Genomic DNA, 23,144 nt, shown 5'->3' with positions numbered 1-23,144 from the left:
GCGTGGTGCGCTTTTGACATCGACCACCATATTTTCCCTGCCAATTTGACTCCGACTCAATCTTTCACGAGGCAACTAGCCGTCTCGCACCAAATTAGAGCGATTTCTCACCATTTTTGCGCATATTATTGCCCGAGAATTAAGAATGTCTTATTTATATCATAATGCAAGTAGTTGCATTGACAGTCCTCTAGGTAACTGTTCAGATCAATTATTGACGAAAAAAGCAGATTGTTTTTCGCCGACAGGTGCAAGCCGCACCGAAACAAAAAACATTCACACCCGTGTAGTACGTTTTAAATTGGGAGCATAAATAATGATGGTTGAAACTGTATTGTCCCGCTCTGTACGTCTGATTTGCGCCAGTGGTCTGGCCTTCGGCATGCACGCGGCAGTTGCACAGACCAGCGCGGACTCACCTATCCAGCGCGTCGAAATTACCGGCTCGAGCATCAAGCGCATCAACGCTGAAGGTGCACTGCCAGTGCAGACCCTGTCGAAACTGCAGATCGAACAGAGCGGCGCCACCAACGTGGCCGATCTGGTAGCTTCGCTGCCTTCGATGCAGGGTTTCACCACCTCGTCGATGTCGGTGAACGGCGGCGGCGGCGGTCTGCAAACGGCCTCGATCCACGCCATCGGCGAAGGCTACACCCTGGTGCTGCTGAACGGCCGTCGTCTGGCACCGGCAACTTCCGGTTCGACTGTCAATCTGGCCAGCATTCCGCTGGCGGCCGTAGAGCGCGTTGAAATTCTGACCGACGGTGCTAACACCCTGTACGGTTCGGACGCGATTGCCGGCGTGGTCAACTTCATCCTGAAGAAAAACCAGACCGACGCCATCATTGAAGGCACCTACAACACCCCGCAGAAAAGCAGCTCTGGTTCGAGCAACAACATCGCCATCTCCAAAGGCTGGGGCGATCTGGAAACTGACGGCTACAACATTCTGCTGTCCGCTTCGCACGACGAAAACAAGGCCATGTATGCCAGCGAACGCGACTTCTCCAAGAGCGGCGTGATTCCTTTCTGGGACAACGGCAAGCATTACAATCTGTACCAGCTGAGCTCGAACTCGATTCCTGGCAATGCCACGGTTAAATATAAAAATGCTTCTGGCGTTGCCTCTAGCAAATCGTTCGGTCCTGACTTCCTCGCCAGTGGCAAGTGCAACGGCCCTAACCTGTTCAACGTAGGTAACCGCTGCCTGTTCGACTACGCCGCTACGGTGGAAGACGTACCTGGCCTGAAACGTAATTCCGGCTTCGGCTCGCTGAACCTGAAAATCAACAAGGACACCAACTTCTTCGCCGAAGCGCTGGCCTCCTCGTTCAGCAACACCGCACAGTACGCCCCACCAGCCCAGCCGCTGGGTATTCCGGTCGGCAGCGCACTGTACAAGAAATCCATCCTGCCATACCTGTCGCGTCTGGGCATCGACCCGAACTCGGTCACCAGCGTAACCATGAACCTGCGTCTGGCAGATGCAGGCGGCCGTGCTGACGAATACAAAACCGAAGCACGCCACCTGGCCTTCGGCGTCGACGGTTCCTTCAAAGGCATCGACTACCGCGCAGCCTACACCCACTCGGAAAACACCCAGACCGATACGGCAGCAGGCGGCTACATGAGCCTGAATGCCTTCGACGCGCTGGTTGCTTCCGGCAAGTTCGATCCGTTCACGGCACCGGGCAACTCGAAAGAAGTGCTGGCACCAGCAGTGCTGCACAACCAGTTCAGCGAAACCAAGTCGAAAATCGACATGTTCCAGGTTAGCGGTTCGACCGAGCTGTTCAACATGCCGGCCGGCGTAGCCCAGCTGGCTGTGGGTGCTGACTACACCAAGCAGAAATACTCGGAAGCACCGGATGCCTACTCGCAGGGCCAGAACGTGCAGCAGCCTAACTTCACCGACGCCATCGTTGGTGGTGGTGCCGGTGCTCTGCCGATCGATGCTCACCGTACCAACTGGGGTACCTATGCCGAGTTGCTGCTGCCACTGGCCAAGCGCATGGACCTGACCATGTCGACCCGTTACGACGATTTCAGCGCCGTGACCAACGACAAGAACTTCGACACCGCCGGCAACCTGATCGCTCCGGGCAAACAGGGTGAATCGGCCAGCAAAGCCACCTACAAACTGGCGCTGCGCTGGAATCCGCTGGACTCGCTGCTGGTACGCGGCTCCTACGGCACCGGCTTCAAGGCTCCAACCCTGACCAACATCGTCAAGCCACTGGTGAACGGCGGTTCGTCGCAGTTCCACGCCTGCCCGATCACTTCGACCAGCGACCCACGCTTCCCACTGTGCAATCCGGGTTCGTCGGAATACAACCTGCTGACTGGTGGTAATGCCGCCATCGGCGCTGGCGCACTGAAGCCGGAAGAGTCGAAACAGTTCACTCTGGGCTTCCGTCTGGAACCTATTCCTGCCCTGTCGATCGGCTTCGATCTGTGGGATGTGAAACTGACCAACCAGATCCAGACCCTGTCGGAAGATGTGGTGTTCAACAATCCTAAGGTCTACGACAGCCTGCTGCGCAGCTACTACGACCCTATCCAGAAACAGAACGTACTGGCCGCTGCGCTGACTCCGTTCAATCTGGCCAGCTCGCACTATCAAGGTATCGACTGGGATCACACCTATAAAACTTCGACCGTCTTCGGTAAGCTGAACGTGCAATGGACTGGTACCTTCATGTCCAAAGCCGAGCAGGAAACCCCGGGCACCGGTCTGGAGAAAAACATCGGCCGCTTCAACTCCTACTCGGATGTTACCTTCCGCTGGGTTTCGAAGCTGACCGCTTCGCTGAAAACCAGCGACAAGTTCACCCACGCTATCACGGCTAACTACCACTCCGGCTACACCGACCAGGTGTACACGGAAGACGACAGCGTCGTGAACGTGCTGAACTCCGATGGTACCCAGGGTGACACCGTGGCCTTCAAACGCCGCGTATCGTCCTACACCACCATCGACTGGCAGACCAAAATGGCCTTCAGCAAGAAGTTCACGCTGACTGCCGGTGTCAAGAACCTGTTCGACATCGATCCGCCATTCACCATCCGCAACGCCGGTGGTGGTAACCAGTCCGGTTACGACGGTCGTTATGCCGATCCACTGGGTCGTCAGATCTACCTGGTTGGTAGCTACAAGTTCTAATGCCTGCTTGAACCTGAGTTCGCTCAGGTTCCTGCCTAGCCCGCCCGCACATGCCGGCGGGCTTTTTTTATGCCTGCACGGCATCCCCGGGCGGGAGCAAGTGTGGCGTAGATGTGACGCCGGTCTGTGCAGCTTTAGGCGCGCAGCGCCATTCCTACTGTAAAAAAAACCACAGCGACGCCAAAGATTGCATTCTTTTTACTAAAAAAACAATGTTATACAAAGAAAAGCGCGATCTGCGCCAAATTTGTGCGTTTTCTGGCCTGTAAAGCCGCCCTGCTTGTCTAAGCGCAGTACCACACCATCCATTTGTTTCAGAAATGTTTTCATATTGACAGTGCTCCGTCGCAGATGCTCTGATGAAAAAGAGAAGAACTCGTATTTCTTCTCGTAAGGCATGACTTTCATAATTAAATCTGGGAGATTCACAATGATGGTTGAAACTGTAATGGCGCGCTCCGTGCGTCTGATCTGCGCTGGCGGTCTGGCGCTGGGCATGCACGCCGCCTGGGCGCAGACCAGCGCCGAACCGGAACACATTGCACGTGTAGAAATTACCGGTTCATCGATTAAGCGTATCGCCAAAGAAGGCTCGCTGCCCGTGCAGACGCTGACGCGCGCCGATATCGAGCAAAGCGGTGCCAACAACGTTGCCGATCTGGTGGCCCAGCTGCCGTCCATGCAAGGCTTTATTACCTCCTCGACTTCCGTCAATGGCGGCGGCAACGGCGTGCAGACCGCCTCCATCCACGCCATCGGCACCCAGTACACCCTGGTCCTGCTGAACGGCCGCCGCATGGCGCCATATGGCACGGGCAGCGCCGTCAATCTGGCCAGCATTCCCTTGTCCGCCGTCGACCGCGTAGAAATTCTGACCGATGGCGCCTCCACTCTGTACGGCTCGGATGCGATTGCCGGTGTGGTCAACTTCATCCTGAAAAAGAACAATCAGGATCTGGCTATTGAAGGCACTTTCGACACGCCGCAGAAGTCCGGCGGCCGCAGCAGCAACATCTCCATCACCAAAGGCTGGGGCGATCTGGAAAATGATGGCTACAACGTGCTGCTGGCTTACAGCCACGACCAGCAGAAAGAGCTGAACGCCAAGCAGCGCGACTTTGCCAAAACGGGCGCCCATCCGTTCACCCACAACGGCAAGAAGTATGTGACCTGGCAGACCAGTATCAACTCCACCCCGGCCAACGTGGAAGTGGTGACGGCCAATGACGACGTGGTGCTGAACACCGACCTGCTCAACAAGGGTTCCTGCACCCAGCCCAACACGTTCTCGCGCAATGGCGCCTGCCGCTTCGACTATCCGGCCACCGTGCAGCTGCTGCCTGAACTCAAGCGCGATAGCGTGTTCGCTTCCGGCAAAATGAAACTGGGTAGCGAGACCACCCTGTTCGGCGAACTGGTACTGTCCAAGTTCACCAACACCGCGCGCTATGCCCCGGCCGCCCAGCCACTGACGGTGTTCAGCACCGATCCCGTATCGGGCGTCAAAACCATCAACCCGAACTACATCGGCGCCTACAACAAATCCATCGTGCCGCTGCTGGCTGGCCTGAAGGTCAATCCGGCCGATGTGACGGATGCGCTGTTCAACTACCGCGGCGCCGATGCCGGTGGCCGTACCGATGAATACCGTACCGACGCGGCCCACTTCGTGCTGGGTGCCGACAGCAATATCGCCGGCTGGGATGTGGGCGTGGCTTACACCCACTCGCAGAACAAGCAGACCGACGAAGCGCTGGCCGGCTATATGAGCGGCGACAAGTTCGAAGAACTGGTGCGCACCGGCGCCTACAATCCCTTCGTCTCCACTGATGGCGCGGCTGCGATTCTGGCCCCGGCCGTGCTGCGCCAGCAGCTCGACGTGACCAAGTCGAAAATCGACGTGATCGGTGCCCACGCTTCGCGCGAAGTGTTCGCGCTGCCGGGCGGCCCCGCTTCACTGGGTATGGGTGCGGACTTCACCAAGCAGAGCTACACCGATACGCCAGCCAAGATCGCGCAAGGCCCCGGCCCCGGCAACCCCGGCTGGACTGACGTGGAAATCGGCGGCGGCACGGGCGCTCAGGCACTCGATGCTACCCGCAATAACTGGGGTGCTTTCGCCGAACTGCTGATGCCTATCGCCAGCAATTTCGAAGCCACCACGGCGGTGCGCTACGACAGCTATGCGGCCGTCAACAAGCATAACAACAGCTACGACTCCAATGGCAAGCTGGCACCGTCCGGCAAGGTGGGCGAAGATGTGGCCAAAGCCACCTACAAGCTGTCGGCCCGCTACACGCCGACCCAGCAACTGCTGCTGCGCGGTTCCTATGGCACGGGCTTCAAGGCGCCGACCATGAACAATATCGCCGACCCGCTGAAAAACGCCGGTTCGTCCAACCCATTCCCTTGCCCTGTGAAGGCACCGGATCCGCGCGCCGTGTACTGCCGTCCCGGCTCGTCGGAATACGGTCTGCTCGACGTGGGTAACCCGGCCACTGGCGCCGGCGCCCTGAAAGCGGAAGAATCCAAGCAGGCCACACTGGGCTTCCGTCTGGAGCCGAGCAGCATGCTGTCCTTCGGTCTGGACCTGTGGGACGTAAAACTGAAGAACCAGATCCGCACCTTCTCGCAGGACCAGCTGTACACCAACCCGGTACTGGCCAACCAGTACATCACCGTGTACGCCGACCCTATCCAGAAGAGCAATGTGCTGGTAGCCATCCGCAAACCGCTGAACCTGGCTTCCTCGCACTTCCAGGGTCTGGACTGGGATACCACCTTCCGCAGCGATACGCCGGTAGGCCGCGCCAGCATCAACTGGACCGGTACCTATATGCTGAAAGCGGAACAGGAAACCCCGGGCGTGGGCGTAGAGAAAAGCATAGGCCGCTTCAACTCGTATGACGATGTGGTATTCCGCGTGATTTCCAAAGTAGTCTTCACGCTCAAATCGTCGGACAAGCTGAGCAACTCGCTGACGGTCAACTACCGCAGCGGCTACCACGACAAGCCGCTGACGGAAGATGATGCCGCCGTACGCGAAGTGGGTGCCGACGGCAGCATCGGCGGGGTGGTGGCGATGGAACGCGATGTGCGCTCCTACACCACGCTGGACTATCAGCTGAAAGCCAACTATGTGAAGAACCTGACCCTGACGGCCGGTATCAAAAACCTGCTGAATCAGGATCCGCCTTTCTCGGTGCGTAACTCGGGTGGTGGTAATCAGGTGGGCTACGATGGTCGCTACTCCGACCCGCTGGGCCGCAGCTTCTATCTGACCGCCAACTACAAGTTCTAAGCGCAGTAAACGGACAAGGCCGCCACGCAGTCAGCTGCGTGGCGGCCTTATTATTTGCTGATGCTAGCGGCTTGTTTGGCCGCTTATATGGCAGCTTATTTGGCGGCGGCTTCGGCAGCCATGGTAGCCAGACGGCGCGCGCGCACGGCGGCAGCCAGATCCTGCAGCACCTGCACACTACTGTCCCAGTCTATGCAGCCATCGGTAACGGACTGGCCGTACACCAGCTCCTTGCCCGGCACCAGATCCTGACGGCCGGCCACCAGATGCGATTCCACCATCACACCGATGATGCGCTGGTCGCCGCCGGCCACCTGACGGGCGATATCGGCACACACGGGAATCTGGTTTTCCGGCTTCTTCGAGCTGTTGGCATGGGAAGCATCGATCATCAGGCGCGCTGCCAGACCTTGCGCTGCGATGGCCTTGCAGGCTTCGTCCACACTGGCCGCATCGTAGTTCGGGGTTTTGCCACCGCGCAGAATGATGTGGCAATCCTCATTGCCGTTGGTCGACACGATGGCCGAGTGGCCGCCCTTGGTGACGGACAGGAAGTGGTGCGGCTGCGAGGCAGCCTTGATGGCTTCCACGGCGATCTTGACGTTGCCGTCCGTACCGTTCTTGAAGCCCACCGGGCAGGACAGGCCGGACGCCAGTTCGCGGTGTACCTGCGATTCCGTGGTACGGGCACCGATGGCACCCCAGCTGATCAGGTCAGCGATGTACTGCGGGCTGATCACGTCCAGATATTCGGTACCGGCCGGCAGGCCCAGTTCGTTGATGTCGCGCAGCAGTTCGCGTGCCATGCGCAGGCCATCGTTGATGCGGAAGCTGCTGTCCATGTACGGGTCATTGATCATGCCCTTCCAGCCCACCGTGGTGCGGGGTTTTTCGAAGTACACGCGCATGACGATTTCCAGATCGGCGCCCAGTTCCTGACGCAGCGGCGCCAGCCGGCGTGCATATTCCATTGCCGCTTTAGGATCGTGGATAGAGCATGGGCCGATCACCACCATCAGGCGGTCGTCCTGACCGTGCAGGATGCGGTGCAGCGCAACGCGGGCGCTGGCCGCCGTGTGTTCCGCCGCTTCCGAGCACGCAAACTCGCGAATCAGGTGGGACGGTGGCGTCAATTCCTTCATTTCGCGGATTCGTAAATCATCGGTACGTGGCATGCTGTTCTCCAGAATATTCAAAAAGATTTAAAAGGGTATTTCAAAGCCGGTTACTAAATGTCAGGGTAAAAAAAAACCGCCTCGGAGGCGGTTTTTTCGGAATTTGCTGGAACTCGTTTTTGCTTCTACGTGCACCGGCCGCTACTCCACCGCCTCTGGGTTGGAATTGCTAAAGTAAAAATAGCCGGTAAAGAAAAAGCGGGTCATGTACAAGCTTCCGTTTCGGTTTCGATGCCACACTGGACATCAGTTGCAACGACTATAAACCCATAGCTCGACACTTGGCAAGCGCTTTTTTTCTACACGGCAGGGGCCTTCGACAGAATTTTCATCGGTTCCACTGCCGCAAAGCAACTTTTACACGGTGCCGCCCACCGTCACGCCATCCAGCCGCAAGGTAGGCTGGCCCACGCCCACGGGCACGCTCTGGCCTTCCTTGCCGCATACGCCCACGCCCGGATCGAGGCGCATATCGTTGCCTATCATGGACACGCGGTTCAGCACTTCCGGACCGTTACCGATCAGGGTAGCACCTTTTACGGGATAGGTGATCTTGCCGTTTTCGATCATATAGGCTTCGCTGGCCGAGAACACGAATTTACCGTTGGTGATGTCGACCTGGCCGCCGCCGAAGTTGACCGCATACAGGCCGTTCTTGACCGAGGCCAGAATTTCACCGGGGTCCTTGTCGCCGCCCAGCATATAGGTGTTGGTCATGCGCGGCATGGGCAGGTGGGCAAACGATTCGCGCCGTGCATTGCCCGTCACCGGCATCTTCATCAGACGGGCATTCATGGTGTCCTGAATATAGCCTTTCAGGATGCCGTCTTCGATCAGCGTGGTGCACTGGGTAGGATTGCCTTCGTCGTCGATGTTGAGCGAACCGCGACGGTCCGGCAGCGTGCCGTCATCCACCACGGTGACGCCCTTGGCCGCTACCCGCTCGCCGATGCGGCCGGAGAAGGTGGACGAGCCCTTGCGGTTGAAATCGCCCTCGAGGCCGTGGCCGATGGCTTCGTGCAGCAGGATGCCGGGCCAGCCCGGTCCCAGTACCACCGTCATCGGGCCGGCCGGCGCCGGACGCGCATCGAGATTGACCAGCGCCGAACTGACCGCATCGGCAGCGTACTGCTCGAGCAGGGCATCGGTGAAATAGCCATAGTCGTAACGCCCGCCGCCACCGGAAGAACCCATTTCGCGCCGGCCGTTCTGCTCCGCGATCACGGTCAGCGAAACGCGCACCAGCGGGCGGATATCGGCCGCCAGCACGCCGTCGCTGCGCACCACCAGCACCACATCGTATTCGGCCGCCAGACTGGCCATGACCTGCACGATGCGCGGGTCTTTGCTGCGCGCCATCTGCTCGAGGCGTTCCAGCAGTTTGACCTTGGCGGTGGCATCGAGCGAAGCCAGCGGATCATTCGGCAAATACAGCGCACGGCCGCCGGTCGGCGTCATGGCGCTGGCCACTTTCACCTTGCCGGCACCGGCACGGGCGATGGTGCGGGTAGCGCTGGCCGCCGACAGCAGGGCCGCTTCGGAAATATCGTCGGAATAGGCAAAGGCCGTGCGGTCGCCCGACACGGCGCGCACGCCCACGCCCTGATCGATCGAGAAGCTGCCCGTCTTGACGATGCCCTCTTCCAGACTCCAGCCTTCGTTCTTGGTGAACTGGAAGTACAGGTCGGCGTAATCGACCTTGTGGGTAAACATCGAGCCCAGCGTCTTGAGCAGCTTGGCTTCGTCCAGCCCGAACGGCGTCAGCAGAATATCGCGCGCAACGGCAAGGGTGGACAGATTCGGTTCAAATGGCTTCATGGTAGCTTCTATCTAGGTGGTACGGCAGAGTACTGCGGGGTGCGGCATGATGCGGCACGGTGCGGCATATTACGGCGAATAGCTGCGATTGTAGCCCAGTGCCGCCCGTTTCACATGGTGCGGTGTTTCAGCGCCGGCAGGCTGCTGCGCACGCTGTCCATATAGGCAGCGTCAATCTGGCCCTGCACCACGCCCTCGCCTTCGGCCTGCACGGCTTTCACCACGCCCCAGGGATCGATCAGCATACTGTGGCCCCAGGTGCGGCGGCCGTTAGGATGCAGGCCGCCCTGTGCAGCGGCCAGCACATAGCACTGGTTTTCGATGGCACGCGCGCGCAGCAGGATTTCCCAGTGGGCCTGACCGGTGGTGTAGGTGAAGGCGGCCGGCACCACGATCAGGGCCAGCGGGCCCATGGCGCGGTACAGTTCGGGGAAGCGCAGGTCGTAGCAGACCGACATGCCGACCTTGCCGAACGGCGCCTCGAACACGCCCGGTGCCGTGCCGGGCACGATGGTGCGCGATTCATCGTAGCTTTCGCTGCCTTTGCTGAAACCGAACAGGTGGATCTTGTCGTAGCGGCTGACCTGCTCGCCCTGCGGGTTGTACACCAGCGTGGTGTTGATGACTTTGGCGGCATCGTGCGAAGCCAGCGGCAGCGTGCCGCCTATCAGCCAGATGCCCAGCTCGCGCGCAAGGCCGGCCATGAAATCCTGTATAGTCCCCTGCCCCAGTGGTTCGGCCACGGCCACCTTGTCGCTATCGCTGTGGCCCATGATGGCCCAGTACTCGGGCAGCAGCACCAGCTGCGCGCCGCCCGCTGCCGCTTCCGTCACGAGACGGCGCGCGGTAGCGATATTGTCCGCCACACTGGGCGAGGAAATCATCTGGATAGCAGCTACGGTATGGCTCATGTCTACACTCGCAAAAAAATCAGGGCGCGCCCTTGGGCGGCGGCGGCACTTCCGTCTTGGCCGTTTCGATCTTGGTCACCACCGGCGCTTTCCACGGGCCCGTCACCTGCATATGATAAGTCAGCGCCTTCATCACGGGCGCACTGAGGAACAGCTGGGCCAGGAAGCTGCCCAGCCCGATCACAGGATTGACGGCCAGCGCATACACCAGCGGTGCCGTGCCGAGATTGACTTCGGGGATCACCACCACATGCAGATTGGTGGTTTCGTTGGCCAGATCGGCGCTACCGTCCATCAGCACGGTGGCGGCCACGCCATGCATTTTCAGGTTATCGGTGCGCACGATGCCGTGGCTGATGCCGGCACTGGCCGTGATGCCGTCGAACGCCAGCCCTTCCGAGAACACATCGTGGAAATCCAGCTTGAGCAGGCGCGGCAAGGCCTGCAGGCTGAGCACACCGAGCAGCTTGGCTGCACCGGGGTCCTGTTTGAGGAACTGGCCTTTTTCCACATTCAGCTTGATCTGGCCCGCCAGCGTGGGCCAGTCCAGCGCATATGGCAAGCCCTTCCACGCGATATCGCCGGACAGATTACCCTTACCGCCCTTGAGCGTGCCGGCAAAACCGAAGCGGTCCAGCAGCTTGCCCGCATTGCTGATGGCCAGATCGAAATTCAGCGTCGAGTCATGCACGCCGTCCTTGCTGACCCATTTGCCGCTGCCTTTGAATTCGCCGTCGGGATTGGACAGCAGCAGCTTGCTGACGCGCCATTCGCGCTGCGCCGCCAGCTGGGCATTGTTGGCCTGCAGTTCCAGCCGGCCCAGCGCCTTGTTGAACAGCTCGAAGCGCTCCACCACGATATCAAGCGCCGGTATGGTGGTACTGGTGGCCTGGCTATCGAGCAGTTCCTGCACATCCTTGGAAGCCGATTCCGGAATCACCAGCGAGGACAGACGCGCCGTCACCTTGCCCAGCCCCTGCCCCGTAGACGGCTCGCTCCAGGTCAGGTAGCCATTGGCCTGGGTGGAATCGATATTCGCCTGCCACACGGTTTTCTGCCGACCTACCCCGAGCACCACGTTTTCCAGTTTGCGGTCGCCGATAATCAGCTCGTTGCTGCGTGCGGCGATGGTATCGGGCATCACGTACTGCAGCAGATCGGCGCTATCGCTGGCCGTACTGGCGCCGCCATCCTTGCCGCCTATGGAACTGGCGAAGTCCAGCCAGGCATCGACATTCAGCGCGCGCAGATTGACGTGATAAGCCAGCCCGCTCTCCGGCTCCGGCGCCGGCGTGGCGATACCTATGCCGCCGCGCACCAGCTTCCACGGCTGCTTGGAGGTCTTGGCGCGCTGGTAGCGCGCCGCCATATTCCCGCCCAGACTGATGCGGATATCGTCGTGCAGGCTGCCGCTGCTATCGGGCGTCAGCGCGCTGTTGAGCACAAAGCGCAGCGGCATGGTTTCGCTGGCCACTTTGCGCAGCGGCGCGGGCAAGTCCACCGTCAGTCCGTTCAGGCTGGAATCGACGGCCACCGTGACCTGATGGTCGCGCGCCGTCACCGTGCCCGTGTAGCGGGTAGCGCCGGCAAAATGGCTGGCCAGCCGCTGCATGGCGGGCGAAGCATATTGTTTGCGGAAGCCGTCCGCCGTCAGCGTGCCGCCCAGTTTGACAACGATGGCGTTGTCGCGCTGGCTGCCGCCCGTGATGCTGACCGGGCCGCCGAGGAAGTTACCGGACAGCTGGTTCAGGTTGACGCCATGCTCGTTGAATTCGATCTTGCCCTGCGCTGCCTGCACGGGCGGCAAGTCGTTCATCAGGGTGATCTCATTGTTCTGCAACTGCAGCGTGCCCTGCACTTTGGCATCGATCAGATGCGACAGGGGCAGTTGCAGCTTGAGCGCCAGTCTGGCATTGCCGCTGGCCTGGGTCTCGTCGGTAAAGTTGGAGATCCATTCCAGCACAGGGCTGCTGGCCACATACTTGAGGAATTCCTGCATGGGGCCGGCCGCATTGCCATCGATTTCCAGCAGTGCGTTATGGGCATCCAGATTCGCCACCACGGCTTTCACTGCGCTCAGCGCCACCCCGCCCGTGGTGGCGGTGTCGCCGCGGATTTCCATGCGCGCGCGGTCGAACACGAAGCTGCCCTTGATATGCTCGGCCTGCGGCCACAATGGCAGCGGCTTGCCATCTTTGCCCAGCTCCTTGCCATCATGCAGATGCTGGCCCGGCGCGTAATTGAGTTTGCCTTCCGTGAGCTTGCCGGCCACGCGGAATTCGCCGCGATTACGCTCGGCGCCATTCTCGCCATGGAAGGGGAAATGGGCCAGATCGCCGCGCAGACGCAGGGTCACGTCGCTGGCCACACCATCTTCCAGCGCGCCCGTCAGCCAGGCGCGCAGATCATGCGGGGTCTGGATGGGCAGATAGCTGTCGATGCGATTGATCTGGAAATTATTCAGCGTGCCGCTAAAGTCCACCGTGCCCAGGCCCTTGCCGGTCAGCGGCATGCGGTGGCTGCCCTGCAGCGTGCCGCTCATACCCTGCTGCAGAAAGTCCATGCTGTCGATCTGGAACAGCAGCATATCGTCGCGTTCGAAACTCCAGCGCGCTTTCAGATTCAGGTGCTCGAACGGCATCGACGGGCTGCTGAAATAATCGGGCATGTGCAGCACCAGCTGCTGCGAACTCAGGCTGAAGCTGCCGCCCTGTTCGGTGGCGTCGATCGCGCCACTCAGATTCTCGAAGCCGGGGATGGCCGGCATGGCCGCTATCGCCGGCGTACGTGCCGTCCTGGCCTGGCCGGGCCGGGGTGGTTGCGGCTTCAGGCCCAGTCCCACCAGATCGCCCTTGATGCGGTAGGACTGCAGGGCCGGATAGGCGCCACGCCATTCGGCGGAAAAATTCTTCAGCAGGCCGCGCGGTGCGAAATCGGCCAGCAACTGGCGCTGGTGTTCGCTCAGGGGCAGGCGCTCGGCCAGACCGGCCATGCTCTGCAAATCCAGCTGGGCCGCGCTGACCGTGGTCTGCTCCGCCTTCGGCCCGCTGGCCGCCACATAGCGTTCCGACAGCGAGGTGGGGGCCATCACAAAGCCGTCGCTGGTGGTCAGAGTCAGCTGGCTCAGTTCCACCGAGTGGCCGAGCGCGCCGAACGGCACGCTGCCCGCGCCCTTGCCCCCTTTGACCACCAGCGGCAGCACATTCGGCAATTCCTCTTTGGCAGCGATGCGGCCACTAAGCTGGCGCAAGTCCAGCACGGGCAGTTCCTTGCCCAGCACGGCCGATACATTCTGCAGCCCCAGATCGGCTGTGAAGCCCGTCAGGCGCGACTGGTCGACGCCCAGCCAGGCGCGCAGCGAGCCGCCGCCGCTATGCAGCTCGAACGGGAAGTCCAGCCACGGCTTCCACGTCAGCAGATCGGTGTTGCGGATATCGGCATACAGCTCGCCCTTCCACATGGACAGATTCGATACCCGCGCACCAAACGCCGGGTGGCTGAAATCGGCGCGCACATCGAGCGGAGCGGCCAGCGCAGCGGGCGGCGTGGCGCGCACGGCCAGCTGGTGACGCAGCCACTGGTTGCGCAGCACCACATGCACGCTGTCCAGCGCCAGCAGCGGCGCCTGACGCTGCTGGTCCAGCCACTGCACGCGTCCTTCGCGGATGACGATTTCGCGCTGCGCCAGCAGCCAGTCGGCGCCTTTGCCGTCGCTAGGCTGGTCCAGATCAAGCAGCATGCCGGCCACATACAGCCGGCCCTGCGCGTCGCGCAACACACTCAGATCGGGCCGCACCAGTTCCAGCGATTCGAAACGCACGCTGGCCGATACCACGCTCCACCACGACAGCGTGGCCGAAACACTGGGCAGGCTGAGGGCCGGACGGCCGGCGCTATCGTGCAGCACCACGTCGCCCAGGAACAGATTGGGGCGCAGCCCGTGCCACGAAGCGTACACCCGGTCTATGGTCACGGCATTGCCCACGGCGCGGCTGGCCAGGCGCTCGATATCGCCCTTGTAATGGTCGATATTCGGCAGCACCGCATAGCGCAGCGTGAGGAACAGGATGGCAAAGGCGAAATACAGCAGCAGCGCCAGCTTCACGGCGAAGCCCAGCACATGGTGGCTAGCCTGATTGCAGAAGCGGTAGAACGCCGTCAGCCGGTGCCAGCGCGTAGCGATATAGCCCTCGCCGGACGGCTGGCCGGGCTGGGTCGCGTTCACTGTCTGGTCATCTTGTTTTTGCATCAATCCGCTAAAAATTCAGCTAATAATTCAGGCCATGCGTCCAATAAATCGCTACACTCGAAGGCGGATGGTCGCGCCAGCGCGGCCATTCTACCCTATGCCCGGCTCGGCGCAGTGTTCGACTGCCCCGGCGCGGGGTAGTTTTACAAGTCGTTACCACTGCTAAACGGCAGTCCGTCCACAGGATAGAACCCTACATGAGCGCAAGCAAGATCGAACCCACCGTCTCCCGTTTCTACCAGCGCTGGCTGGCCGCCGCCCCCGAACGGGCTGCCCAGTCCGACGCTGCCGCCGAAGTCGCACTGGACCAGATCGATCTGGCCGAATATCTTCAGCGCGAAGCCAGCGCCGGCGCCAGCACTGGCGCGCCGCCCCTGCCGCTGGCACGCGCCATGCGCCGCCTGCGCAACCTGCTGGTGAATGGCCTGATCCGGCGCGATCTGGCCGGGCTGGCCAATCTGAACGAAGTGGTGACAGCCATGACGCGCTTTGCCGATTTCGCCATTGCCCGCCATGTGGACGAGCTGATGGCCGAACTGGTGGCCGCACACGGCATGCCGACCGGGCGCGATTCCGGCCGCGCCCAGCAGCTGATGGTACTCGGCATGGGCAAACAGGGTGGCGGCGAGCTCAATGTTTCGTCCGATATCGATCTGATTTTCGTCTATCCCGAAGATGGCGACACCGTCACCAGCGCAGCGGGCCAGCGCAGCCTGTCCAACCATGAATTCTTTATCCGTCTGGGCAAGCGCCTGATCGCCGCGCTGGCCGAAATTACCGAAGACGGCTTTACCTTCCGGGTCGACATGGCGCTGCGCCCCAACGGCAATTCCGGCCCGCTGGCCTGCAGTCTGAACATGGTGGAGCAGTATCTGATCGTGCAGGGGCGCGAATGGGAGCGCTATGCCTGGGTCAAGGCGCGTGCCGTGACGGGTACGCCGGAAGATATCGCCGCACTGGAAGCCATCGTGCGGCCCTTCGTGTTCCGCCGCTATCTGGACTTCGGCGTAATCGATGCGATCCGCAATATGCACGCCCAGATCCGCGCCGAAGTGAACCGCCAGGAGCGGCTGCATCCGGACCGCAGCAACAACGTCAAGCTGGGGCGCGGCGGCATCCGCGAAATCGAGTTTCTGGCCCAGGTATTCCAGCTGATACGCGGCGGCCGCGATGCTGCCCTGCGCGACCGCTCCACCCGCACCACCCTGCGCATCATTGCGGAGAAAGGGCTGCTCAGCCACGCCATCGTCTACCAGCTGCTGGCCTCCTATACCTTCCTGCGTAATCTCGAGCACCGCCTGCAGTATCTGGACGATGCCCAGACCCACACCCTGCCCGCCAATGAAGCGGACCGCCTGCTGGTAGCGCAGATGATGGGGCTGGACGACACGGCCACCCTGCTGGCGCAACTGGAAGCGCACCGCCAGTTCGTCGCCGGCCAGTTCGACGAAATGTTCTCCGACAAGAGCAACAGCCCGAGCAGCAGCGGTGGCGGCGAAGCCGAACATGCGATCAACCCGCAAGTGTCCGACGCCTGCGCCGATCCCGATAACCGTGTAGCCATGGTGGCGCGCTTTGCCGCACTGGGCTTCGACGATGCGGCCGGCGCCGCCCAGCGCCTGATCGGCACGTGGCAGGCGCCGCGTTTGCAATCGCTGCCGGAAGCCAGCCGCGACCGCCTGCTGGGACTGGTCAATCTGGCCCTGCCGCTGATTATCCAGTGCTCGTGCGAGACCAGCGGCGGAAGCCAGCAGGCCACGCTGGGCCGGCTGCTGGATTTCCTCGAAACCATCGCACGCCGCTCGGCCTATCTGTCGCTGCTGACGGAATACCCGCATACGCTGGCGCGCGTAATCGGCATGATGCATGCAAGTGGCTGGGCCGCCAAATTCCTCAGCCAGCACCCGATACTGCTGGACGAACTGCTGGACGGCCGCCTGCGCACCACCGAATTCGATGCCGCCGAGGTGGCGGCCGACCTGCAGCGCCAGCTGGCCGCCGACCCGAGCGATACCGAGCGCCAGATGGACATCCTGCGCGAAACCCATCACGCCCAGCTGTTCCACCTGCTGGCGCAGGATCTGGCCGGCGACCTGACCGTGGAAAAACTGGCCGACCACCTGTCGGCACTGGCCGACACCATCGTCGCCGCGGCCATCAACGCGATCTGGCAGACCATCGCCACGCGCCACCGCGAAGTGCCGCAGTTCGCGGTGATCGCTTACGGCAAGCTGGGCGGCAAGGAACTCGGTTATGTATCCGACCTCGATGTGATTTTCCTGTACGACGATAGCGATCAGGAAGCACCGGCCCAGTATGCCAAGCTGGCACAGCGCTTCATTACCTGGATGACCACCCACACTTCGGCCGGCATCCTGTTCGATATCGATACGGCGCTGCGCCCGGACGGCGCCAGCGGCATGCTGGTGTCCAGTGTCTCGGCCTTCGAGAAATACCAGAGCAGTTCGGCCTGGGCCTGGGAACACCAGGCCCTGACGCGGGCCCGCTTCTGCGCCGGCGATACTGCCATAGGCCAGCGCTTCGATGCCATCCGCGAAGCCGTGCTGCGCAAGGAACGCCCGGCCGACGGCCCGCTCAAGCAGGAAGTCATCGCCATGCGCAAGCGCATGATGGATGCCAAGCCCAATCACAGCGCCCTGTTCGATCTGAAACAGGACCCGGGCGGCATGATAGACATCGAATTCATCGTCCAGTTCATGGTGCTGCAGCATGCGGCGCGCTATCCGCAGCTGACCGCCAACGCCGGCAATATCGCCCTGCTGCGCATGTTCGGTGAACTGGGGCTGATCTCGGCCGAAAGAGCCAGCCAGGTGGGCGATGCTTACCGCCAGTTACGAAAACTGCAACACCAGCTACGCCTGCAGGGTCAGGATCTGGCACGGGTGGAACCGGCACTGGTAGCGCACCATGCGGCACAGGTCACCGCCTTGTGGCAAGAAATATTTATGTAGAAATGTTGCTAGCGCCCAACTTTCTCCTTAGCACAATGACGATAGTTGGTCTACACTGGTTCGCACTGCAGGCGTGAGACAGCAGCGCTGCCGCTCGCCTCTGCACAACCATAAAATGAGGAGCAACCACATGAAAGCATTATTACGCGCCACCGCACTTGGTATCAGCCTGCTAGCAACATCCGTATCCAGCTATGCTGGCGACAAAGCTAGCCCCGACGAAGCCGTGGCCATGGTAAAAAAAGCCGTGTCCTTGATCAAGTCTGAAGGCAAGGAAAAAGCTTTTGCTGCCTTCTCCGATCCGGCCAACACCACTTTCCACGACCGTGACCTGTACATCTACGTGTACGACATGAATGGTGTGGCTGTGGCGCATGGCAACAATCCCAAGATGGTCGGCAAGCCGCTGATCGGCATGAAGGATAACGAAGGCAAACTGATGATCAAGGAAATGGTCGATCTGGCCAAATCCAAAGGCAAAGGCTGGGTCGATTTCAAATGGCCTAACCCGGTCACCAAATCGGTCGAAAGCAAATCCGGCTATATCGAAAAAGTCGACGATGTGCTGGTCGGTTCGGGCATCTACAAATAAGCCCTGCCCGCCCTGACAAAAAACCGGGACCAGCTCCCGGTTTTTTGTCGCCGCTACACTGAGCAGCCGCTGCTGCAAAAAATTCAAGTTCTTACGGAACTCCACGGCTTACGGTCCGGTCTATTAGCGATCAAGCGCTACAGCCCTTACCTCGCCACTTACAGGAGTCCGCGTATGAACCAGCCTACCCTCCGCTATCGTCCGCTGTATCTGCTCTGTCTGGGCAGTCTCGGCCTCGCCAGCACTTCCGCCCCCGCCCTCGCTCAGGCGCCCCAAGCGGCCACCGTGCCGGACAGCGAGAGCATGCAGAAAGTGGTAATCACCGGCTCGCGCATTGCTTCGCCGGCCGCTGCCTCGCCCTCGCCTTTGCAGATCCTCAGCTCGGCCGATATCGCTGCCTCCGGCGCCACCAATCTGCAGGATTTGCTGCAGAAAAATCCCACCATGGGCACCCCGACGCTGAGCCGCGGCAATTCCAACTTCCTCACTTCGGGCGGCGGCGTCACCACCGTCAATCTGCGCAATATGGGCGACAGCCGCACCCTGGTGCTGGTCAACGGGCGCCGCTTTGTTTCGGGCGTACCCGGCGATAGCGCCGTCGACCTCAACACCATCCCCACCGATTTTATCGAGCGGGTGGAGTTGCTGACGGGCGGAGCCTCCGCCACCTATGGGTCGGATGCCGTGGCCGGCGTAATCAACATCATCCTCAAGAAGAACTTCAACGGCGTGCTGCTCGATGCGCAGACGGGACGCAGCGACCAGCATGACGACTTCAAGAAAAAACTCGCGCTCACTTTCGGCATTACCAGCAGCGATGGCGCCAGCAATCTGATGGGCCACTTCGGCTATTCCAAACAGGGCGCCGTCTACAGCCGCGACCGTGCCGCCACAGCCATCGACCAGACTTCCGCCATCACCCAGGGCCACCCTGAACTGGCTTTTGTGGCGCTCCGCCCCAATCTTTCCGGCTACGCGCCGCAAGGGCATTTCTTCGGCGACACGGACGATTTCACCTACAACGCCAATAACCAGATCATTCCGTGGAACCAGAACGGCAACGATGCTGCCGGCACGGGTGCCACCGGCTACAACCGCTCGGCCTACCGCCTGATCGCCGTGCCGGTCGAGCGCTATCTGTTCGCCACCAATGGCAACTGGACCTTTAATGACCAGCACAGTGCTTTCTTCGAAGGCACCTATGCCTCATCCAAAGTGGCCACCAATATCGAACCCTTCCCGCTGGGCTCGGATCAGGTCTACAAGCCATCCGGAAAGGTGCCGGCCGGCTCCATGATCAACGGCAAACTGGTGCGCAATCCGCTGATCCCCCAGTATCTGTATGACCGCATCAGCGATACCGATGACGATGGCGTGCCCGATTACTTCTTCACCCGCCGCCTGAGCGAATTCGGCCCGCGCCATTCCGTGGTCGAGCGCGACACCTTCCGCCTGGCCACCGGCATGAAGGGCAGCTTCGGCCAGTGGAATTACGATGCCTACCTCGCCTACGGCAAAACCAAGGAAGCGCAGAACTCGACGGGACAGGTGAATGTGGCCAGCTTGCGCAATGCACTGGAAGCCATCCCGGGCCCGGACGGCACACCGGTCTGCGCCAACAGCTCGGCCGTGGCCGAAGGCTGCGTGCCCATCAGCCTGTTCGGCTACAACAGCATCACCCCGGCCGCGCTCAAATATGTCACGGCACCGGGTTCGCTACAAACCGCCATCACCCAGAAACTGGCCGGCGCCACCGTGACGGGCGAAGTGCGCGGTCTGCCGGCCGGCGCCATCGGCATCGCGGCCGGGCTGGAATGGCGCGACGAAGACTCCAGCGCCGTGCCCGATCCTCTCACCCAGACAGGCCAGAACGCCGGCAATGCCTTGCCGCCCACCTATGGCAACTTCAGCGTGCGCGAAGCCTTTATCGAAACGCGCGTGCCCCTGCTCAAAGATAAACCATGGACGCGCGAGCTGAGCTTCCTCGGCACTTTCCGCCATGGCGACTACTCCACCGTGGGCAGCGCGAATAGCTGGAATGCCGGTCTGGAATGGCAGATTACGCCCGACTTCAAACTGCGCGGCACGCGCGCCCAGTCCACCCGTGCACCGAATATCAACGAGCTGTACACGGCACCCAGCCAGGACTTCCCCAATGGTCTGGTCGATCCCTGTGACGGCATCAATATCAGCAACACCAGCGCGCTGGGGCTGAACTGCCGCAACGCGCCGGGCGTGGCAGCGAATATGGCCGCGCACGGCGGCGTGTTCACGCTGAATCAGGCCGACAAGCAAGGCATTAGCGGCTACAACAGCGGCAATCCCGATCTGAAGGCAGAAAAAGGCCGCTCCACCACCGTAGGGCTGGTCGTCACGCCACGCGGCATCCCCATGCTGCGCAAGTTCACCTTCACGGCCGACTACTTCCTCATCAAGATTGCCGATGCCATCGTCGCTACCGACCGCCAGTATGCGCTCGACCAGTGCTACAACCACAACAACCCGGTGTTCTGCAGCTTCATCGTGCGCCGTCCTGCGCCGGTGGGCAACCTCAGCTCCGGCTCCATCCAGTACAGCAATCTGAGCGTCACCAATAGCGGCGGGCTCGGTACGGAAGGGGTGGATGTCAGCGCCTCGTGGGCTGACAAGGTGGGCCCGGGCGACCTCAGTGCGCGCCTGAGCTGGACCTGGTTGCGCCAGCTGTGGCAGAAGGCTACGCCGGAAGCGCCGGAGAACTCCGACGTAGGCGAGGTCACGGCCAGCAACGTCAATGCGCCGCGCAACCGCGCGGGCCTGAATCTGGCCTATAAATGGAAGCAGCTGGGCATCAACTGGGTCACCACCTACAACGGCCCCGTCTCGCTCGACGACCAGTTCCTGAAAAGCCTGAACATCGCCCCCGGCACGGTGGGCGTGGGTTCGCGTACCTACCACGATGTGCAGCTGACCTACGATCTGCGCAAAGCCGTGCAGCTGTATCTGGGCATGGACAATATTTTCAACACCAAGGCGCCGCCCATCATCACCGGCCTGCCCGGCAGCCAGCCCGGCACGGAAACCGATAGCTCGACCTATGATGCCATCGGCCGGCGCTACTATCTGGGCCTGCGTGTCACGCTCTAGATGCCGGCTTCGCAAGGTGGCGGCGCACGACAAACATGCGTAAGGCATCCTGTCGCTTTTGGATGTCTCGTTTTGTCTCATTCTGTCTCGTTTGAACTCGTCGGATCCGCGCTGGTCTAACAGAGACAAGACGAGACATGGAAACGAGACAGTATCCATTTTCCGGAATTTTGCCTGCGGACGCCCTACGCGAGCTTAGGCACTTTCTCAGCCGCACAGGCTCACCGCTGCCCCTAGCCGATGCTATAGGCACTGCTATCACGGAGTGGAAAGCACGCCAGCCAGCAGTCGACCAGCCCCACTGCGGTTATCAATGGAAGCAACTATTTCTACCTTCCGGTACTGAACTTCGCATGAGCCATAAGGGGCGCCACTATTATGCGCGGGTTCATGGCGATCAACTTATCTACGACCGGCATGCTGTCTCTCCGCGCGCCATGGTGCTATCAATTGCTGGCGAAGGCCGTAATACCTGGCGCGATCTGTGGCTACACCTGCCACAGGAAGGTAACTGGATCAATGCTGCCCGTCTGCGCAGGCTGCAAACTGGGCAGGAACAGAATCAGCCCTGTGGCCCGACGGCTGCGCTCAGCGCTGCAGCGCAGGCTATGAATCAGGCATTAAAAGCTGCCATCATCCTGATCGAACACGTCGATTACCAATCCACTACAGTGCTGGAACGACGCCTGCCCAAAAACCGCCGCAGTGTCGACCTGCTCGAAGATATAGACTGAAGTGCCGTCCAGACAGCACCGGCAAAAAAAAGGGCAGACCTCGCGGTCTGCCCTGGCGTCAGCCATGCTGCGAGCGAGGCGCAGCGCTGGCGGATTACTTGGCGTTCATCAGTGCCACGGTGGTGTCCAGCATACGGTTGGAGAAGCCCCACTCGTTGTCGTACCACGACGATACTTTGACCAGACGGCCCGACACTTTGGTCAGGGTCGCGTCGAAGTTCGACGATGCCGGGTTGTGGTTGAAGTCGATCGAAACCAGTGGTTCGGTCTGGTAGGTCAGCACTTCTTTCAGCGCGCCTTCGGCAGCGGCTTTCATCAGCGCGTTAACTTCTTCCACGGTGGTGTCGCGCTTGGCGATGAAGGACAGGTCGACCAGCGATACGTTGATGGTCGGAACGCGGATGGCGAAGCCGTCCAGCTTGCCGTTCAGTTCAGGCAGTACCAGACCTACGGCAGCTGCAGCGCCGGTTTTGGTCGGGATCATGCTCTGGGTAGCCGAACGGGCGCGACGCAGGTCTTCGTGCATCACGTCGGACAGCACCTGATCGTTGGTGTAAGCGTGTACGGTGGTCATCAGACCGGTTTCCACGCCGATTGCGTCGTTCAGTGGCTTGACCAGCGGTGCCAGGCAGTTGGTGGTGCACGAAGCGTTCGAGATTACGGTATCGCTAGCTTTCAGCACGTGCTGATTCACGCCGTACACGATGGTCGCGTCCACGTCTTTACCGCCTGGTGCCGAGATGATGACTTTCTTGGCGCCGCCTTTCAGGTGAGCCGAAGCTTTTTCCTTGGTGGTGAAGAAGCCGGTGCATTCCAGCACTACGTCCACGCCCAGATCGCCCCATGGAATTTCAGCAGGGTTACGCTGTGCGAAGACGCGGATCACGTCGCCGTTCACAATCATGTTGTCGCCGTCAACGGTCACGGTGCCAGGGAACTTGCCGTGGGCCGTGTCGTAGCGGGTCAGGTGGGCATTCGACTTGGCGTCGCCCAGATCGTTAATTGCCACGATCTGGATGTCCTGTTTTTTGCCGCCTTCGTAGAAAGCGCGCAGCACATTGCGGCCGATGCGGCCGTAGCCGTTAATTGCAACTTTAATCGTCATA

Annotated in this window: 12 protein-coding genes; 6 read left to right on the top strand and 6 right to left on the bottom strand. The window is 60.9% G+C overall.

The features are described 5' to 3' along the window. Positions 1-334 precede the first annotated feature (334 nt). Positions 335-3,163 carry a TonB-dependent receptor domain-containing protein gene (locus tag GTP23_RS18840; RefSeq protein ID WP_229256174.1) on the top strand — a complete coding sequence of 943 codons (2,829 nt, stop codon included), beginning with the start codon at positions 335-337 and terminating at the stop codon, positions 3,161-3,163. A 201-nt stretch (positions 3,164-3,364) separates the two neighbouring features. Here the strand turns inward: GTP23_RS18840 and GTP23_RS18835 are convergent, their stop codons facing one another. Continuing rightward, positions 3,365-3,571, bottom strand: coding sequence for a hypothetical protein (locus GTP23_RS18835; RefSeq protein WP_161036521.1), 207 nt, complete (start codon positions 3,569-3,571; stop codon positions 3,365-3,367). A gap of 22 nt (positions 3,572-3,593) precedes the next feature. Here GTP23_RS18835 and GTP23_RS18830 point away from each other — a divergent pair, with 22 nt between their 5' ends. After that, positions 3,594-6,464: a TonB-dependent receptor domain-containing protein gene (locus GTP23_RS18830; protein ID WP_161036520.1), complete on the top strand. Its 2,871-nt coding sequence runs from the start codon at positions 3,594-3,596 to the stop codon at positions 6,462-6,464. Positions 6,465-6,559: 95 nt separating this feature from the next. Here GTP23_RS18830 and aroG read toward each other — a convergent pair whose 3' ends face one another. The 4 genes from aroG to GTP23_RS18810 form a co-directional block, all read right to left on the bottom strand. Continuing rightward, complete coding sequence (gene aroG, locus GTP23_RS18825) at positions 6,560-7,639, bottom strand: 3-deoxy-7-phosphoheptulonate synthase AroG (RefSeq protein ID WP_155434492.1); 1,080 nt, start codon at positions 7,637-7,639, stop codon at positions 6,560-6,562. Between the two features lie 357 nt (positions 7,640-7,996). Beyond that, positions 7,997-9,457, bottom strand: coding sequence for a metalloprotease TldD (tldD, locus tag GTP23_RS18820; RefSeq protein WP_161036519.1), 1,461 nt, complete (start codon positions 9,455-9,457; stop codon positions 7,997-7,999). Positions 9,458-9,567: 110 nt separating this feature from the next. Further along, positions 9,568-10,368 carry a carbon-nitrogen hydrolase family protein gene (locus GTP23_RS18815; protein WP_161036518.1) on the bottom strand — a complete coding sequence of 267 codons (801 nt, stop codon included), beginning with the start codon at positions 10,366-10,368 and terminating at the stop codon, positions 9,568-9,570. A gap of 19 nt (positions 10,369-10,387) precedes the next feature. Further along, positions 10,388-14,617, bottom strand: coding sequence for a YhdP family protein (locus GTP23_RS18810; RefSeq protein WP_161036517.1), 4,230 nt, complete (start codon positions 14,615-14,617; stop codon positions 10,388-10,390). Positions 14,618-14,814: 197 nt separating this feature from the next. Between GTP23_RS18810 and glnE the strand changes: the two genes are divergently transcribed. From glnE to GTP23_RS18790, 4 genes are all read left to right on the top strand, one after another. Further along, positions 14,815-17,589 carry a bifunctional [glutamate--ammonia ligase]-adenylyl-L-tyrosine phosphorylase/[glutamate--ammonia-ligase] adenylyltransferase gene (glnE, locus tag GTP23_RS18805; RefSeq protein WP_161036516.1) on the top strand — a complete coding sequence of 925 codons (2,775 nt, stop codon included), beginning with the start codon at positions 14,815-14,817 and terminating at the stop codon, positions 17,587-17,589. A gap of 130 nt (positions 17,590-17,719) precedes the next feature. Then, positions 17,720-18,181, top strand: coding sequence for a cache domain-containing protein (locus GTP23_RS18800; RefSeq protein WP_161036515.1), 462 nt, complete (start codon positions 17,720-17,722; stop codon positions 18,179-18,181). 174 nt (positions 18,182-18,355) lie between these two features. After that, entirely contained in the window at positions 18,356-21,304 is a 2,949-nt protein-coding gene (locus tag GTP23_RS18795; protein ID WP_161036514.1) for a TonB-dependent receptor domain-containing protein, read from the top strand. 137 nt (positions 21,305-21,441) lie between these two features. Beyond that, positions 21,442-22,038 carry a hypothetical protein gene (locus GTP23_RS18790; RefSeq protein ID WP_161036513.1) on the top strand — a complete coding sequence of 199 codons (597 nt, stop codon included), beginning with the start codon at positions 21,442-21,444 and terminating at the stop codon, positions 22,036-22,038. A 94-nt stretch (positions 22,039-22,132) separates the two neighbouring features. Here the strand turns inward: GTP23_RS18790 and gap are convergent, their stop codons facing one another. Next, positions 22,133-23,143: a type I glyceraldehyde-3-phosphate dehydrogenase gene (gap, locus tag GTP23_RS18785; protein WP_155434484.1), complete on the bottom strand. Its 1,011-nt coding sequence runs from the start codon at positions 23,141-23,143 to the stop codon at positions 22,133-22,135. Between the last annotated feature and the right edge of the window lies 1 nt (position 23,144).

It is taken from the genome of Duganella fentianensis, assembly GCF_009857835.1.
GTDB classification, from domain to species: domain Bacteria; phylum Pseudomonadota; class Gammaproteobacteria; order Burkholderiales; family Burkholderiaceae_D; genus Rugamonas; species Rugamonas fentianensis.
This window is presented reverse-complemented; position numbering and strand designations above follow the sequence as displayed.